General features: G+C 72.9%; 15 protein-coding genes. 6 read left to right on the forward strand and 9 right to left on the reverse strand.

All coding sequences use genetic code 11. From position 1 onward, the window contains the following. Window positions 1-102: 102 nt before the first annotated feature. Window positions 103-270: a hydrophobic protein gene (locus DDW44_RS25240; protein WP_108907851.1), complete on the forward strand. Its 168-nt coding sequence runs from the start codon at window positions 103-105 to the stop codon at window positions 268-270. Window positions 271-359: 89 nt separating this feature from the next. Here DDW44_RS25240 and DDW44_RS25245 read toward each other — a convergent pair whose 3' ends face one another. Then, entirely contained in the window at window positions 360-1,595 is a 1,236-nt protein-coding gene (locus tag DDW44_RS25245) for an IS30 family transposase (protein ID WP_425275702.1), read from the reverse strand. A 434-nt stretch (window positions 1,596-2,029) separates the two neighbouring features. Between DDW44_RS25245 and DDW44_RS25250 the strand changes: the two genes are divergently transcribed. Then, complete coding sequence (locus DDW44_RS25250; RefSeq protein ID WP_108907853.1) at window positions 2,030-2,209, forward strand: hypothetical protein; 180 nt, start codon at window positions 2,030-2,032, stop codon at window positions 2,207-2,209. A gap of 264 nt (window positions 2,210-2,473) precedes the next feature. On the opposite strand, the gene DDW44_RS25255 is transcribed toward DDW44_RS25250, so the two are convergent. Continuing rightward, on the reverse strand, window positions 2,474-3,352 hold the full coding sequence (locus DDW44_RS25255) for an RNA polymerase sigma factor SigF (RefSeq protein ID WP_240800474.1): 879 nt from the start codon (window positions 3,350-3,352) through the stop codon (window positions 2,474-2,476). A 160-nt stretch (window positions 3,353-3,512) separates the two neighbouring features. Next, window positions 3,513-3,905 carry a DUF2267 domain-containing protein gene (locus DDW44_RS25260; RefSeq protein WP_026281463.1) on the reverse strand — a complete coding sequence of 131 codons (393 nt, stop codon included), beginning with the start codon at window positions 3,903-3,905 and terminating at the stop codon, window positions 3,513-3,515. A gap of 324 nt (window positions 3,906-4,229) precedes the next feature. Here DDW44_RS25260 and DDW44_RS25265 point away from each other — a divergent pair, with 324 nt between their 5' ends. Then, window positions 4,230-5,006, forward strand: coding sequence for a GAF domain-containing protein (locus DDW44_RS25265; RefSeq protein ID WP_108907856.1), 777 nt, complete (start codon window positions 4,230-4,232; stop codon window positions 5,004-5,006). 271 nt (window positions 5,007-5,277) lie between these two features. On the opposite strand, the gene DDW44_RS25270 is transcribed toward DDW44_RS25265, so the two are convergent. Then, entirely contained in the window at window positions 5,278-7,401 is a 2,124-nt protein-coding gene (locus tag DDW44_RS25270; RefSeq protein WP_108907857.1) for an MMPL family transporter, read from the reverse strand. 281 nt (window positions 7,402-7,682) lie between these two features. After that, window positions 7,683-8,237: a MarR family winged helix-turn-helix transcriptional regulator gene (locus tag DDW44_RS25275; RefSeq protein ID WP_206307256.1), complete on the reverse strand. Its 555-nt coding sequence runs from the start codon at window positions 8,235-8,237 to the stop codon at window positions 7,683-7,685. Between the two features lie 304 nt (window positions 8,238-8,541). Between DDW44_RS25275 and DDW44_RS25280 the strand changes: the two genes are divergently transcribed. Then, window positions 8,542-9,114 carry a DUF4383 domain-containing protein gene (locus DDW44_RS25280; protein ID WP_108907858.1) on the forward strand — a complete coding sequence of 191 codons (573 nt, stop codon included), beginning with the start codon at window positions 8,542-8,544 and terminating at the stop codon, window positions 9,112-9,114. Window positions 9,115-9,259: 145 nt separating this feature from the next. On the opposite strand, the gene DDW44_RS25285 is transcribed toward DDW44_RS25280, so the two are convergent. Then, window positions 9,260-9,637, reverse strand: coding sequence for an STAS domain-containing protein (locus tag DDW44_RS25285; RefSeq protein ID WP_018888674.1), 378 nt, complete (start codon window positions 9,635-9,637; stop codon window positions 9,260-9,262). Window positions 9,638-9,925: 288 nt separating this feature from the next. On the opposite strand from DDW44_RS25285, the gene DDW44_RS25290 reads away from it, so the two are divergent. Then, the gene (locus DDW44_RS25290; RefSeq protein ID WP_166802753.1) at window positions 9,926-11,122 is read left to right on the forward strand and encodes a PP2C family protein-serine/threonine phosphatase; all 1,197 of its coding nucleotides are present in this window, start codon (window positions 9,926-9,928) and stop codon (window positions 11,120-11,122) included. A 30-nt stretch (window positions 11,123-11,152) separates the two neighbouring features. Here the strand turns inward: DDW44_RS25290 and DDW44_RS25295 are convergent, their stop codons facing one another. Both DDW44_RS25295 and DDW44_RS25300 read right to left on the reverse strand, forming a co-directional pair. Then, window positions 11,153-11,650 carry a MarR family winged helix-turn-helix transcriptional regulator gene (locus tag DDW44_RS25295; protein WP_108907860.1) on the reverse strand — a complete coding sequence of 166 codons (498 nt, stop codon included), beginning with the start codon at window positions 11,648-11,650 and terminating at the stop codon, window positions 11,153-11,155. A gap of 351 nt (window positions 11,651-12,001) precedes the next feature. Then, complete coding sequence (locus tag DDW44_RS25300; RefSeq protein ID WP_208648006.1) at window positions 12,002-12,502, reverse strand: MarR family transcriptional regulator; 501 nt, start codon at window positions 12,500-12,502, stop codon at window positions 12,002-12,004. 258 nt (window positions 12,503-12,760) lie between these two features. Between DDW44_RS25300 and DDW44_RS25305 the strand changes: the two genes are divergently transcribed. Then, window positions 12,761-13,657: a YihY/virulence factor BrkB family protein gene (locus tag DDW44_RS25305; RefSeq protein WP_108907862.1), complete on the forward strand. Its 897-nt coding sequence runs from the start codon at window positions 12,761-12,763 to the stop codon at window positions 13,655-13,657. Window positions 13,658-13,684: 27 nt separating this feature from the next. On the opposite strand, the gene DDW44_RS25310 is transcribed toward DDW44_RS25305, so the two are convergent. Beyond that, window positions 13,685-14,353, reverse strand: a complete 669-nt coding sequence (locus tag DDW44_RS25310) for a pyridoxamine 5'-phosphate oxidase family protein (protein WP_108907863.1) — start codon at window positions 14,351-14,353, stop codon at window positions 13,685-13,687. Window positions 14,354-14,419: the final 66 nt, after the last annotated feature.

Genomic DNA, 14,419 nt, shown 5'->3' on the forward strand with positions numbered 1-14,419 from the left:
GTAATCGGAGAGGGTGGCCGGCGGGGGCGGCGCGGAATGCCCGCCAGGAGGTCGCATGTGCCGAGAGATCACGGGTAACCGGATTCCGGGAGGTTGAGAAAATTGGTTCCTTTGCTACTCGTTCTGCTGCTCGCCCTGTTGCTCTTCGGCGCGGGCTTCGCACTCAAGGCACTGTGGTGGATCGCCGTCATCGTTCTGGTGGTGTGGCTGCTCGGCTTCGTGATCCGTCCGGCGTCCGGCGGCCGCCGCGGCCGCTGGTACCGCTGGTAGCGGCCGTAGGCACGGCACACGGCACACGGCAGAAGACAGGGGCCCCGGCCGAGCTTGGGTTCAAGGGGTCGTCGCAACACCACTTGGTTTCAGGTGGTGAGTAGATCACGTAGACGCTCGGCTGGGGTATCCCAGCCGAGCGTCTTGCGTGGGCGGCCGTTGAGTTCCTGGGCGACGTGTTCGAGGTCTTCGGGACTGTGCAGGCTCAGGTCGGTGCCTTTCGGGAAGTACTGCCGCAGCAGCCCGTTGGTGTTCTCGTTCGAGCCGCGTTGCCAGGGCGAGGCCGGGTCGCAGAAGTAGACGGGCATGTCGGTGGCCATGGTGAACTGCTTGTGGCGTGCCATCTCGCTGCCCTGGTCCCAGGTGAGAGAGCCGCGTAGGTGGGCGGGCAGGGTCTGGATGGTGCGGACGAGCCCGTCACGGACGGTCTCGGCGTCGTGGGCTCCGCCCGGCAGGTGGACCAGCATGGTGTAGCGGGTGCTGCGTTCGACCAGGGTGGCGATCGCGGAGCGCCCGCCTGCGCCGATGATCAGGTCGCCTTCCCAGTGCCCGGGCACGGCCCGGTCCTCGACGGCGGCGGGCCGGTCGCTGATCATCACCATCGGGTCGATGAACCGGGGAGTGCGCCGCTCGGGGTCCCGGCGTGGTTTGCGGCGGGTCCGGCCGGAGCGGATGGCTGCCTGCACTTCCCGTTTCAGGCCGCCGCGGGCCTGGAAATACAGCGCCTGGTAGATCGTTTCCACGCTCACCCGCATGCTCTCGTCGTCGGGATGTTCCTTTACCAGAGCGTGGCAGATCTGTTCCGGTGACCACCGCCTGCGCAGGTGGTCCTGGACGAAGCGGCGCAGCCGTCCCTCGCGCAGCAGCTTGCGATCCTTGGGCCGGGGCCTGCGCGCTGCCGCCGCCCGGTGGGCCGCGTAGGGCTGGTAGCCCTCGCGGCCCGAGTTCGCGTCGATCTCCCGCTTGACCGTGCTCGCCGGCCGTCCCAGAGCACGCCCGATCGCCCGCAGCGACTGACCCGCCGCGCGCAGATCGCGGATCTTCTCGCGCTCGGCGAGCGTCAAGAATCGCGGGTTGAGCTGCTTCTCCAGGGCCGTCAGGCCCACCGGTGGCGTGGTCACACCGCACATCGTGACGGTCCCCGCCGTGTAGTCGACACGCCGCCCGTCGGCATAGGTGCGCGTCGTGGCGGTCTTCTTGACGCCCCAGTCCCAGTCCTTGGCCGTGCGCTCGTTCACACCGACCTGCCGGGCCGCGACCCGGCGTGCGACACCGGCGGCCCGAAGCCGCTCGTACTTGTCGCGCCCGGGGTGCCGCCGCGGCAGGCGCACCGAGTTCCGTCCGGCTTTCCGGGCCCAGCCGAAGGCGGTGTTCCGGTTCACCCCCAGCTCACGCGCCACCACGGTCACGTTCCCCACGGCATCCAGCCGCGCAAGGAAACGCTCCCTCAACCCCGCAAGATCATCGCGTCCAACGGCCACGGTCCTCGCAACTCCCACAGATCGCGGGTGTTGCGAGGACCGTCAGAACCCAAGACGCGCCGGGGCCCCTGTCGTTCGCCGCCCGTGCGTGTCCGCCCTGGAACTTCCCGACCGTTCTCGTGCTCCCTGCCCGTTAAGGGTCTTGGTCCGGGGAAACCGGAATGTGCGCGGGGAATCCGGTGGACGAGCCCGGAGGGACGGGTTTCCGTCGAGCTCCGTCGAGCGTCTCCGGAATGCGCGCACGACCTTTCGAGGAACCGGACAAGGGGTGAACGGGCATGGTCGGCAAAGTCATCGAGTCGTTTCCCGCCGGTGGGCCGCGTGGCTCATGGCCCGCGGAGGAGTTCGCGGCCCGTCTGCGCGAACAGGGCGTGTCCGCCGAGGTGGTGATGGATCTGGAGGGCGACGCCTTCCTGGTGGTCGATCCCGCACGGCTCGCCGAGTGCGGGCGGGGCTGAGCAGGCGACGGCCGGGACTGCGGGCCTCCGGCAGCCGTCCGCCGGCCCGTTCGGGGCCGGGGCCGCGGAGAGCCCCGGCCCCGAACGGGCCGGGGCTCCACGGTGCCGGGGCCGCTCATGCCGACGGCGGCGGCCCCCTGCCCGTCAGGGACGCTTCCGGATGGGCGTCCTTCAGGGCGAGGGGACCACCGCCGGTCGTCCCTCGTAGCGTGCCGCTGCGTCCGCCGTGCGCGACTCGTGCGCGGCGGACGCACCTCTCGCGGCTCAGGCGGTGCCGGGTTCCAGCAGCCCGGTGCGCAGCCGCTTGATGATGCGGGTCAGCAGCCGTGACACGTGCATCTGGGAGATGCCCAGCTGCTCGCCGATCTGCGCCTGGGTGAGCTCCTCCACGAAGCGCAGGTGCAGGATCCTGCGGTCGCGCTCCTCGAGTTCGGCGACCAGGGGAGCGAGGGAGTGGAAGTCCTCGATGAGTTCGAGCGCCGCCTCCTCCGCACCGATGAAGTCGGCGAGCGCCGCCTCGCTGTCCTGGGTGCTGTCGCCGGTCAGTGCGGCGTCCAGCGAGGCGGAGTTGTAGGCGTTGGAGGCTTTGCGGGCCTCGATCACGTCCGCCTCGGGAAGCGACATCAGCTCGGAGAGCTCCCTCACCGTGGGGGTGCGGCCGAGCCGGCTCCGCAGCTCCTCGGTGGCCTTCGCCAGCTCGACACGGGCCTCCTGGAGCCGGCGGGGGACGTGCACCGCCCAGCTGGTGTCCCGGAAGAAGCGCTTGATCTCACCCACGATGCAGGGCACGGCGAAGGTGGTGAACTCCACCTCGCGCGACAGGTCGAACCGGTCGATGGCCTTGATCAGGCCGATCGTGCCGACCTGGACGATGTCCTCCATCTCGTCCGCGCCACGGCTGCGGAAGCGGCCCGCCGCATACCTGACCAGCGAGAGGTTCATCTCGATGAGGGTGTTCCGCACGTACTGGTACTCGTGCGTGCCCTCCTCGAGCTGCGCCAGCCGGGCGAAGAACTGACGGGAGAGGTCGCGTGCATCCTGGGGGGCCACCTTGGACGGGTCCGCGATGGGCGCGAGGTCGATCCCCTCGGTCACCGAAGTCGTCTCCTGTGCCGCGGTTGTCACTGCGGTCACGGCTGCCATGCCATCCACCCCTGTCGTCCGAGTCTCCATCCCCCGTGCGCGGTCCGCATACCCGGGAAACCGGAGAGCATTCCCGTTCCTGCGCCGAGTGTTCCGGAGTCTTCGAGGACCCCGCCCGGCAGGGCTCCGGCAGGCACTCCCGTACCGCCCGTACCGGCGCTCATACCGGCTCCGTACGGCCGAACAATCCCGCGTGCCCCGGTGGGAGTTGGGTCAGGATCCGCCGCAGCAGCGCGTCGTCCGCCACGTCGGCGACGATGCCGAGCACGGCCGTGACGGCGCGCCGCGCCTCGCCGAAGTCGCCGTGGTCCCGGGCCGCGACGGCTTCGACGAAGGCCCGGGGAGTGAGGGGTTCGCTCGCCGGCGGGCCGTCCGTCAGCAGCGGACCGCACTGCTGTGGCAGCAGCCGGGCGAGATCGCTGCGGTCGTCCCCCACGAGGTGGGCGCCCAGGACGTCCAGGACGCTCTCGACGGCCCTGGCGGCTTCCCGCCTCCTGCCGTAGCGGCCCCGTTCCCGCACCTGGTCCAGCAACGCTTCCAATCCGTTCTTCATCGCGCGCTCCTTGCCGTGGTCGTTCCGACGGCCCACGCCGGACGGTTCGGCCACTGAACGTGACAGTTCGGCTACCCGTGGTGGCGGACGGTAATCGCCCCTGCCGGTGCGGCATGACCCGGACGGCCCAACCGGGCCCGGTCGCGGGCCGTGCCCGCCGCACCCGGAGCGGGACGGAACGGGCGGAACGCACATGAGCCCCCGGGGTGCGTGGTAGACGAACGGACGTCCCCCGGGCGCCCGGACGGCCTCCGGAACCGCGGACCGCCGCGCGCCCGGGGGACAGCTGCCCCCGTGGCAGCCACGGCTGAAAGGGAAAAGACCATGCTGGAGGAATCACCGTCGATCGTTCATGACGTCTCGGTCGCGGCCGCTGTGGGCCGCAGGACCCTGCCGCAGCGGCTGTGCGCCGCGTTCGCCCGGTCGCTCGGCGCCCAGCGGGCGGCTCTGTCGTTCCTGCCCCGTCTGGAGCACTGGCGGCTGCTTCACGCCACCGACGAGCCGGCCCTGCGCGGCGAGGCCACGCAGTTCACCCTCGGAGACGGGCCGTCGGTCAGCGCCGCTCTGCGGATGCGCCCCGTCCACGTACCCGACCTGCGCAGCTCTCCGTGCCGCGCGGGATCACCGCTTCACGAGGGACTCGCCGACGTCCACCAGATGCTGGCCCTCCCGATGTACGTCCAGCGCACGCCCGTCGGCGTGATCTGCCTGTACTACACCGGACGTACCGAGGTGACGGACGCTCATGTCGCCGAGGGCCAGCGGGCCGCCGGCCTCGCGCTCGACGCGCTGCTCCGCTGGCGGGCCGTGCACGGAAGCGACGACTGCGACTGTCCGGTCTGGACGACGGACACCCGGGCCGCGCGCTGGGACCGCATCCACCGGGCGGCCGGCTATCTCGCGGCCCGCGAGGAGTGCCCGGTCGCCGAGGCGCTGGCCATGCTGCAGGCCACCGGGGCGAGGGACGGCCGCTCCCTGCTCGACGTGTCGGACGCACTGCTCCAGCCCCGGGACGCGCTCGGGCGCGACCTGCCCGCACCCCGCCCGGGGGTCACGGTGCCGGACCTGTCCGAGGCCAGGACGTACGCGGGCGTCCGCTGAGCCCGGAAGGCCTGCCGGTGAGCCCGGCGGAGGAGGGTGCCCGCCCCGGGGTCTGTCCCGTGGCCTGCCCCGGTACCGGTTCGGCGCCGGTGCAGATCCCGGTTCGGCACCGGCACGGGTTCGGCACCGGCACCGGCACAAGGTCCGGCACCGGTGCCGGGCGGTCCGGGGGGCCGGAGCAACTGCGGCACCTGCCCGGTCGCCCGCGGCGGAGGCCACGCCATGGCGGGACGCCTCCCGGTTCCGCCGCGGGCCGGCCGACGCCGACCGGTCAGCCGACGTCCGCGGGGACCGGCGGCTGCCGCCGGTCCGCCGACGGCTCGCGGCTCAGCCGGCCGGGCCACCACGCGGTGCGGCCGATGTCCCGGACGAGGGCGGGAACGAGCAGGGACCGGACGACGAGGGTGTCGAGCAGGACGCCGAAGGCGACGATGAAGGCGATCTGGACCAGGAACGCCAGCGGGATGACGGCGAGCGCGGCGAAGGTCGCGGCCAGCACGACGCCCGCTGAGGTGATGACCCCTCCGGTCGCGGTGAGACCGCGCAGGACGCCTTCGCGCGTGCCGTGCAGGAGGGCCTCCTCCCGGACCCGGGACATCAGGAAGATGTTGTAGTCCACGCCGAGGGCCACCAGGAAGACGAACCCGTACAGCGGCACCGACGCGTCGGTGCCCGAGAACCCGAACACCCCCTGGAACACCAGCGCCGAGACACCCAGTGTCGCGACGAAGTTGAGGGCGACGGTCGCGACGAGCAGCACGGGCACCAGCACGGACCGGAGCAGTGCGACCAGGATCAGCAGGATCACCACGAGCACGACGGGCACGATCAGCAGACGGTCGCGCTCGGCTGTCCGCTGGGTGTCGTACTGCTGGGCCGTGTAGCCGCCGACCAGGGCGTCGGCGCCGGGTACGGCGTGCACCGCGTCACGCAGCCGCACCACCGTGTCCTGGGCGGCGTCGCTGTCCGCCGCCTCCTCCAGGGTGACGTCGATCCGGACCTTGCCGCCGGCCGTCAGCGGTTCCCCCGCGCCGGGGCGCCCGGAGGCCGTCGCGGGAACCGCGGAGTCCACTCCGTCGGTCGCGGCGGCGGCCGCCGTCACCTCCTTGACGCGGCCGGTGTCGGCGATGACGACCGCCGGGTTGCCCGAGCCGCCGGGGAAGTGCTCGCTGAGCACGGCCTGCGCCGTGACCGAGGGGGCGTCGTTGACGAAGGTCTCGTCCAGCGGGACCCCCTTCGACACGAGCCCGGGGGCGAACGCCGCGCAGGCCAGCAGCCCGGCGAGGGTGGCCGCCCAGACCTTGCGGGGGGCGCGGTCCACCAGCGCGGCCACCCGCGGCCAGATGCCCCGGCCCGCGGAATCGCCGTCGGCCGCCTGCTGGGGCCGGGCGGGCCAGTACGCGGCCCGCCCCAGCAGGACCAGCACGGCCGGCAGGAAGGTGAGGGCGCTGAGCACGGCGCAGACGATGCCGATGGCGCCGACCGGACCGAGGGCGCGGTTGTTGGTCAGATCGCTGAAGAGGAGCGCCAGGAGGCCGAGGGCGACGGTGGCCGCACTCGCCACCACGGGGCCGGTGGACCGGCGCAGCGCAGCCCTCATCGCCGCGAACCGGTCCGCGTGCGTGGCCAGTTCCTCACGGTAACGGGCCGTCAGCAGCAGTGCGTAGTCGGTCGCGGCGCCGATCACGAGGATGGAGAGGATGCCCTGGACCTGCCCGTCGACCCGTACCACGTCGCGGTCGGCCAGCGCGTAGACGACGGCGCAGGCCAGACCGAGGGCGAGGACCGCACCGGCGATCACGACCAGCGGCAGCAGCACGCTGCGGTACACCAGCAGCAGGATCAGCAGCACGGTGGCGAGGGCGACGGCCAGCAGCAGTCCGTCGATCCCGGCGAAGGCGTCGGACAGATCGGCCTGCGTCGCGGCGGGACCGGCGATATGCGCGGTCGCGCCGGGCACCCGGTCCGCCGCCTCGCGCACCGCCGCCAGCACGTCGGGGAGTTGCTCACCCAGGTCGGGCCGCAACTGGACGACGCCCTGGAGGGCGCGGCCGTCCTCGGCGGGGAGGGCGGGGGACACGGCGCCCGCGGTGCCGGGCGCCCCCTCGAGCGAGGCGAGGGCGTCGGTCGCGGACCGACGCATCGCCGCGTCCGCGGTTCCGTCCTCGGCGGTCCAGACGACGACCGCCGGGAGCGTCTCGTCCTGCCGGAACGCCTCCTGGGCTTCCACGACCCGGGTGGACTCGGCGCTGCGTGGCAGGAACGCCGCCTGGTCGTTGGTGGCGACCTCGCCGAGCCTCCCGGCGTACGGGCCGAGGGCGGCGCCGCAGACGAGCCAGACGGCCAGCAGGAGGAGCGGTACCAGCCTGCGGGCCGGACGCGAGGAGGGTGACATGGCACTCCCGGGTGTGTGCGGTTGCTTCATCGTGTGCGGGTGCTTCATGCGCGGGGCAATTGTTTCAGTCATCGATTATCTCAATGATTGAAACAGTTTTGCATGTGCCGGCTCCGTACATCGGGTGGGGGGCCCGGGGACGGAACGGCCGGTGGGGCGCGGTCGGCCGGTGGGGCGCGGTCGGCCGCCGGTGGGCGGCACGGCGCCGCTTCCTCTTCCGCCGGTGGGCGGTCGCCGGATGCCCGGCGGGCCGACGAGTTCCCGTGGCGGCCCCGGCGGGGTCAGCCGCGACCGGACAGCCGGTCCAGCTCCTCGTTCATCGCGGTCAGAAACCGCAGCACGACGGCCAGTTCGGCGTCGCCGAAGCCCTCCTGGGCCCGGGCCGTCGCCTCGGCGAGCGGCCGGAAGTGGGCGCGGGCGGCGGACCTGCCGCGTGCGGCGTAGTGCAGGTGGACGACCCGGCGGTCCTTGCTGTCACGGGATCTGCGGATGTGGCCGGCCCGCTCCAGCCGGTCGAGGCACGCCGTCACGGCGCCGGACGTCAGCCCCAGGTGCTCCCGCAGCCGTCCGGGGGTCAGCGGGGTGTCGGAGTCCAGGATCGCGGCCAGCGCCTGGACGTCGGTGGCGTGCAGTCCCTGGGCGGCGGCGAAGCCGTGGACCAGCCGGTTCATCTCGCCGTTCATCCGGCGCAGCTCCACGGCGAAGGCCTGCAGATCGGGGCCTCCCGGTCCGGCCGCTGCCGCCGCCGCGCCGCTCGCGCCGGTCGTGTCTGTCGTGTCCGCCGTGCCGCTCGCGTCTGCCGCGCCTGCCGTGTCCGCGGTGGTGGCGGTGTCCACCGGCCCCGTCTCGTTCGTCCTCGCCACGCCCCCACCCTATAGAGCCGTGGGAGGTGCCCTCCGCGCCGTCGCGCACCGCGAGGGACGCGGTCCCGGACGGGCCGCCGAACCGCACGCCACCGTACGACGTGCCTGCCGAACGACGCAGTACCGATGCGACTGGCTCCGCGTGCGGCTGCGGCGCAGCCTTCGTCACAAGAGGCCCGCGCTCACAGGCCGATCCGAACGGCCGGGAGGCCGGACGGGCCGCGCAACGCGATTCCGGTCGGGCGGGAGCCTGCCGGCGGCCGCGGAGGAGGACACCGTGAAGCTCAGGGACGAACTGCCCGTCGACCACCGTCTCGCCACCGTCTACCGGGTGGGTGCCGCCCTCTGCGGGGTGATCCTGCTGGTCTTCGCGTGCCTGGGGTTCGCCGACGGGCTCGGCTTCTTCGAGACCGACGGCGCACGGGTGGCCGGGTTGACCAGCAACGGCCTGCTCAGCCTGATCTCCCTGTGCGTGGGCCTGCTGCTGCTCGGCGGCGCCGTCGTGGGAGGGAACGTCGCCAGCACACTCAACATGATCGTGGGCGCGACGTTCGTGCTGAGCGGCTTCGTGCACCTGTTCCTGCTCGACCGCCCCGCCAACATCCTCGACTTCAGCATGTCCAACGTCGTGTTCAGCTTTGTGATGGGCCTGCTGATCGTGACATTCGGGATGTACGGGCGGGTCAGCGGCGGACTGCCGCACGACAACCCCTACTGGCGCAGCCGGCATCCCGAGCAGGCGCGCCGCGAGGCCGAAGCAGCGGTGCCGGCGCTGAGCGGCGGGGTGAACCCCCGCCCGCGGCGGGCGATCTCCGTCCGTCGGGCTCCGCGGCCGTCCGGCCGTCCGTGACCCATCCGTCGTGACCCGTCCGCCCCACCCGTACCGCGCGCCTGGCGTAGCCGCCTCCGGCGCGCGGCGCCGGTGGAGCGAAGGGCCGCCCGGCACCGCGTTCGCCACCGCGTTCGGCACCGCCCCCAGGGCGACGCCCGCGTCGTCAGGTGGGAGTGCCCGCTCCCTTGAGGGCGGTGAGCGCCGCCTCGACGTCTTCGTGGACCGCGGTCGTGAGGCTCAGCCCGGTGAGGTCGAAGAGCTTGGCGACCTGCGGTGTCGGTGCCGCGAGGTGCAGATCACCGCCCGTGGCCCGGGTCTCCCTGGTGGCCCGTATCAGCACGTTCAGTCCGGAGGAGTCCATGAAGCCGACGGCTGACAGATCCAGCACCAGATGACGGCGGCCGTGCAGGGCCTGGTTCGCCAGGTGGTGGTGGAGCAGTGTCGCCGTGTCGACGTCCAGTTCTCCCTGGATCGTCACCACCGCCGTGCTGGGGTCGTGGATCTCGACCTCGACGTCCAGGTTCTGTTCCATGGGGGACATGCCTCTGCTTTCCGGATAGGTCGTTGCGCCGGTGCGCGACCGATATGGGGCGTGCACCGGTGTGGTCAGCACACACGTGGTGACCGCAGCACTTGTGCCCAGCGTGGACGCGGGCACACCTCCTCGCTCCGAGTTGCCGCCCACATATCGTTGCTGCGTGACAAATGTTGCTTTCGGCTCGTAGAATCACGATCTCGTGCCCGGCGTTCGTGACCCCGGAGTCCGTGGATACGTGCACAATGACGGCATGCTGGGCATGTAGCCCCGGCACGACGAGAATCGGATGACGTGGACAAGTTCGCTGCCCTTGAGCAGGCCTTGCGCGGAGCCGCTCCCCACTCTCTGCTGGACGTGATGAGCGCCGCCCTCGACGAGCGGTACGGCACCACCGCGGTGGAGCTGCGGCTGGCCGACTACGGGACGCAGTCCCTGCAGGCCGTGGCGGCCGAGCCCGGTGCGACCGAGCCCGTGCCGATCCACGGCAGCCCCCAGGGACGCGCCTTCGGCTCCCAGGAGCCGTACGTCACCGAGGAGAGCGGGGGCCGGGTCTCCGTGCACCTGCCGGTCACCGTGCGCGGTGACCGCCTGGGAGTGCTGACGGTGGCGATGGCCGCGGACGCCTTCACCGAGGCCGACCTCCCGGACCTCCGCCTCGCCTGTGAGGCGCTCGGCCACGAGATGCTCGTCGCGGAGCGCGACACGGACCTCTACCTGCTGGCCCGCCGCGCCGTACGGCTCACCCTCGCGGCCGAGATCCAGTGGCAGCTGCTGCCCGGCCGCGCCTGCGCTCGGGACGAGTTCGCGCTCGGCGCCCAGCTGGAACCGGCCTACGGGATCTTCGGCGACAACTACGACTGGTCCGTGTCCCGGGACCACCTGACCGTCGCCGTCACCAACGGCATGGGCGACGGCACCGAGGCGGCCCTGCTCAGCAACCTCGCCGTGAACGCCCTGCGCAACGCCCGCCGCGCGGGCCTCGGCCTCGCCGACCAGGCCGCCCTCGCCGACCAGGCCGTCTACGCCCACTACCGGGGCCGGGCCTATGTGTCGGTCCTCCTGCTGCGCTTCGGCCTCGCCACCGGCGAGGTGGAGGCCATCGACGCCGGCTCGCCCCGGCTGTGGCGGCTGCGTGACCGCGAGGTGGAGCGGATCCCGTTCGACGCGCAGCTGCCGCTCGGCATGTTCGAGGAAACGGTGTACGTGCCGGAGCGGTTCACCGTGCGCCCGGGCGACCGGCTGGTCTTCGGCAGCGACGGCGTCTACGAGGCGCTGTCGCCGGCGGGGGAGACCTACGGCGACCGGTCCCTGGCCCGTACGCTGCTGGCCACGAGCCTTCTTCCACCCACCCAGGTACCCGGGGCGGTGCTGCGGGAACTCGCGGGCCACCGCGGGGACAAGAGCCTCGACGACGACGCACTCGTGCTCTGTCTCGACTGGTACGGCCGCGGTGCGGACACCGGTGGTGGCCCGCGCATCGGGACCTGAACCGGCGGGTGGGAGGGGCGGGCCGGCCGCTCAGGCGGGACGCGCGGAGTCGCCGTCCGGACCGGGCTCGCGGGCGGCGTCCGCCACCACGGCCTGCCGGAAGCCGTGGAGGCCCTCCAGCAGCGCGGCCCGGGAGGTCGGGTCCATCGCCTCGATGGCAGCCAGCAGGACCTCCTCGCGCTGGGAGCGCAACGCGGAGATGTACGCCCGGCCGTGACCGGTCAGGCGGATCGTCAGCTCCCTGCGGCTGACCGGGCTGGGGGTGCGCTCGACGAGCCCCATGGCCTCCAGCCGGTCGCACAGCCGGCTCACCGACGACGGCGCCGAGCCCAGGACGTCGCCCAGCGTCCGCAGGTTGATCCCGTCGGCGCGCTCCAGGCTGTACAGCACGCGGAGCTGTGAGGCGGACACCGCGGAGGCGGTGTCCCGGCCCCGCTCCCACAGGATCTCGAGCATCTCGATGACGTCGCAGGCGGCCCGCGCCGCATCGGTGGCCCGCCGCGAGCGTGGAGCCGGACTCGTGCTCATGCCGTGACACTCCAAATCAGACGTGCTCTGCCGAGGCCCGGACCCGGTGCCGTGCCGCCGGCCCCCGCAGGCCGGTGCCGTGCCCCGCGCTCCCGTCCGCCGGTGCCGGGCCGGCTCCCCGGGGCCGGACGCGTGGTGGGCCGGCGTCGTGGCGCGGGCGCCCGGCGCGGGCACGAGGCGCGTACGGGCAACCATATCCCTCCCCCGCGTACCCACCCGGCCGCGGATCCTTGTGACGATGTGGAAACCATCCGGTGCGGCCGAGGTGAAGAACGCCGGGCCGCGGCACGGCCTGCGGTACCGGTGTCAGGCGGAGTACCGGGTCGTGGGAGGCCCCGCGTGGCGCGGTCGTCAGGCGGAACGGGCGTCGTCGGCCGGACGCAGTCCCGGTGCGCAGCCCGTCTCGCCGAGGGCGTCGCGGAACCCGGTCAGACCCACGAGCAGGGACCTGGCCGCCGCCGGTGTCATCCCCTCGATCATCTCGAGCAGCGACGCGTCCCGGCGGTTGCGCAGCTCCTGCAGATAGGTCCGCCCGTGGCCGGTCAGATGCAGCTCCAGCTCGCGTCTGCTCACCTGGCTGGGCAGCCGGCGCACGAAGCCGAGTGCCTCGAGCCGGTCGCAGAGCCGGCTGACCGAGGACGGGGCCGAGCCCAGCAACTCGCCCAGGGTGCGGAGGTTGATCCCCTCGTCGCGGTCGAGGGTGTAGAGCACGCGGAGCTGCGACGCGGAGACCGGTGCGTACGGCACCTCACGGCCCCGGGTCCACAGGACCTCGAGAAGCCGGACGAACTCGTGGCCCACCACCCGGTCCTCGTGCCGCCGAGGCCGGGAAGCAGACTGGTTCGCATCCATACCGTCCGACACTCCGAATCGGTCACCCTCATGTCGCGGGGCCGTCACACCGCCGCGGGTCCGGAGGCAAGCCGTCCCCGCCACCGCAACCATATCTTTTTACCGGCAACGGGCACCCGGGACCATGGCGTACCCGCTCGGCCAGTGCCGCCCGGGACGGATGACCGGGACGGATGACCGGCCCGGATGGGGGCAGACGTGACGCCGGCCGACCCGCGGCCTCGCGGATCGCGCGACCCACGTCCGGCAGGAGTCGACATGCACGGTGACCCGACGCGCACCGGCCGGCCGCCGCTGGCCGCCGCCGCTCCGGGGACGCCGCCCTCGCGGGGCGACCTGCTCTCCGCCCTGCGCCGGACACCGGTGTCCGTCTGGCGCGACGACGTCATGGACTGGGCCGCGGCACTGACGTACTACGCCGTCCTGGCACTCATCCCCATGCTGCTCGTCACCGTGTCGCTCACCGGGCTCGCCGGGGCCTCGCAGACCGGGGCCCTCATCGAGCGGGCCGCCGCGCTCGTGCCCTCCCAGACCCGGCCGCTGCTGGAGGGGACCCTGCGGGACCTCGCCGGTCGGGAGTCGCAGGCCTGGCTGGTCGCCGTGATCGGCTTCCTCGGCTCGCTCTGGTCCGCCTCCAGCTATCTGGCCGTCTTCCGCCGCGCCCTGCACGCCATGCACGGCGTCGAGGACCGGCGGTCCGCCTGGCGGACCGTGCCCCGCGTGGTCGTCACGGCGTGCGTGCTGCTGGCCGCCCTCGTGTCCAGCGCCCTGGTGCTCACCCTCAGCGGAGAGCTGGCCGTGGCGCTCGGCGGGGCGCTGGGCCTCGACGGGGCGGCGGTCGTCACCTGGGACGTCCTCAAGTGGCCGCTGCTGCTCGGCCTCGCGGCCACGATGGTCCTGGTGCTCTTCCGCTCCGGGCCGGTACCGGCCCGGGGGAAGCGCAGGCGGGTGCTCGGAGGCGGCCTGGCCGTCCTGCTCTGGCTGGCCGCCTCCGCCGTGTTCACGACGTACACCGCCCATGTCGGCACCTACGACCGGCTGTACGGGCCGCTCACCGGGTTCATCGTCTTCCTGGTCTGGCTGTGGGTCTCCAACCTCGCCCTGCTGACGGGCGCCCAGTTCGACGCCGAGCTGGCCAGGGCGCGGGGGCGCTGAGGGCGATCCTCCGGTCCCGGGCCGGTCTCACACCCGGGCGCCGCCGGGGTACGGGACGGGCGGGGCCGGGGCGGGTGGCACCCGCCCCGGCCCCGCGGTCCCGAGCGGGTCGGGCGCGACGAAGTACTCGCCGTCGCGTGGTCGGCCGGTCCGCTGCCTCGGCCGGGGCGCCGGCTCCAGGTGCGGGATGTGCTTGGAGCAGTGCACATACGCCTCCTGCACCGTGATGTGCACCCAGAACTCGGGCCGGCGACCCGGTGCGCCGTCCACGGGGAGTCCGGGGCAAGCGCGCCGCTGGTCCTCGTCCGCCCGCAGCCGTGCCGCCCCGTTGACGTGCAGACCGATGTGGTCGTGGGTGAAGTCGACGAAGAGCAGGCCGACATGGGGGTTCTCGGTGATGTTCCCGGCGCTGGCCAGCACGCCGTTGCCGCGGTACTCGGGGTAGGTCAGCGTGCGGTCGTCCAGCACGGTGACGAAACCGGGCGGCCCGGCCCGGAAGGTGATGTCGCAGGCCCCGCCGGCGTCGGCGGTCGACAGGAACATCATCGTCTGCCGGGCGATGAAGCCCGCCATCTGCCCGGTGAGACGCGGCTGCACCTGGCGGTCGTAGAAGTCGCCCGCTTGTCCGGCGGTGCCGAGGAGTTGCTGGAGACGGCGTTCGCCGACGGAGCCGGGGGACTCGTGGGTGTCGTTCACGACGGGCTCAGTCTTCCTGTGGGACGTCCGTTCGGGGGGTGGGCCCCGGCACTCTAGCGCCGCCGG

It is taken from the genome of Streptomyces tirandamycinicus (assembly GCF_003097515.1).
Classification (GTDB): Bacteria; Actinomycetota; Actinomycetes; order Streptomycetales; family Streptomycetaceae; genus Streptomyces; species Streptomyces tirandamycinicus.

Excerpts from the sequence above, each read along its gene's own strand:
- DDW44_RS25250 (WP_108907853.1), top strand. The coding sequence starts at position 2,030 with ATGGTCGGCAAAGTCATCGAGTCGTTTCCCGCCGGTGGGCCGCGTGGC.
- DDW44_RS25255 (WP_240800474.1), bottom strand. The coding sequence starts at position 3,352 with ATGGCAGCCGTGACCGCAGTGACAACCGCGGCACAGGAGACGACTTCG.
- DDW44_RS25260 (WP_026281463.1), bottom strand. The coding sequence starts at position 3,905 with ATGAAGAACGGATTGGAAGCGTTGCTGGACCAGGTGCGGGAACGGGGC.
- DDW44_RS25265 (WP_108907856.1), top strand. The coding sequence starts at position 4,230 with ATGCTGGAGGAATCACCGTCGATCGTTCATGACGTCTCGGTCGCGGCC.
- DDW44_RS25270 (WP_108907857.1), bottom strand. The coding sequence starts at position 7,401 with ATGTCACCCTCCTCGCGTCCGGCCCGCAGGCTGGTACCGCTCCTCCTG.
- DDW44_RS25285 (WP_018888674.1), bottom strand. The coding sequence starts at position 9,637 with ATGTCCCCCATGGAACAGAACCTGGACGTCGAGGTCGAGATCCACGAC.
- DDW44_RS25295 (WP_108907860.1), bottom strand. The coding sequence starts at position 11,650 with ATGAGCACGAGTCCGGCTCCACGCTCGCGGCGGGCCACCGATGCGGCG.
- DDW44_RS25300 (WP_208648006.1), bottom strand. The coding sequence starts at position 12,502 with ATGGATGCGAACCAGTCTGCTTCCCGGCCTCGGCGGCACGAGGACCGG.
- DDW44_RS25305 (WP_108907862.1), top strand. The coding sequence starts at position 12,761 with ATGCACGGTGACCCGACGCGCACCGGCCGGCCGCCGCTGGCCGCCGCC.